This window comes from Streptomyces narbonensis (assembly GCF_014649015.1).
Taxonomy (GTDB): Bacteria; Actinomycetota; Actinomycetes; order Streptomycetales; family Streptomycetaceae; genus Streptomyces; species Streptomyces narbonensis.
Genome location: NZ_BMSF01000141.1, coordinates 1 through 648, shown reverse-complemented (window position 1 = coordinate 648; position 648 = coordinate 1). Strand labels below are relative to the sequence as shown.

Genomic DNA, 648 nt, shown 5'->3' with positions numbered 1-648 from the left:
GTGAGCATCTTTACTTTGACCATTGTGTTTTCGTAAAAGATAAGTACGATTACCATGAAGAATTCCTGGGACACCTCCAGTAAGACTTGCTGCATGTTTCCCTGTTTCAATACCCTTTCCCCCTGATTCTACTCCTATCATCCGTACATTCTCCTTTATCATTGGATAAAATAACCCCAAGGCATTAGATCCTCCACCAATACAAGCAACTAATATATCAGGAAGTTTACCTTCAATTTTAATAATTTTTTCACGGACTTCATAACCAATTATAGATTGAAAATCACGAACCATAACAGGATACGGATGTGGGCCTGCAACTGTCCCTATAATATAAAATGTATTTTCTATATTATTTACCCAATCTCTTAATGCTTCATTCATAGCATCTTTTAATGTCCCTTTACCTGAAGTTACAGGTACTACCTTAGCACCTAATAATTTCATGCGATAAACGTTTGTTTTTTGCCGCTTCACGTCAGTTAAACCCATATAAATTACGCACCTCATACCAAATCTGGCCGCTACAGTTGCAGTAGCAACTCCGTGCATTCCAGCACCTGTTTCTGCAATAATTCGATTTTTACCTAACCGTTTTGCTAATAAGATTTGACCAATACAATTATTTATTTTATGTGCCCCTGTATG

The 648-nt window shown here is 36.9% G+C and carries 1 protein-coding gene; it reads right to left on the bottom strand.

Translation table 11 applies throughout. The annotated features are described in order from the left end of the window. The coding region (locus IE124_RS36370) for a pyridoxal-phosphate dependent enzyme (protein WP_189514023.1) at positions 1–648 on the bottom strand (648 nt) is incomplete at both ends.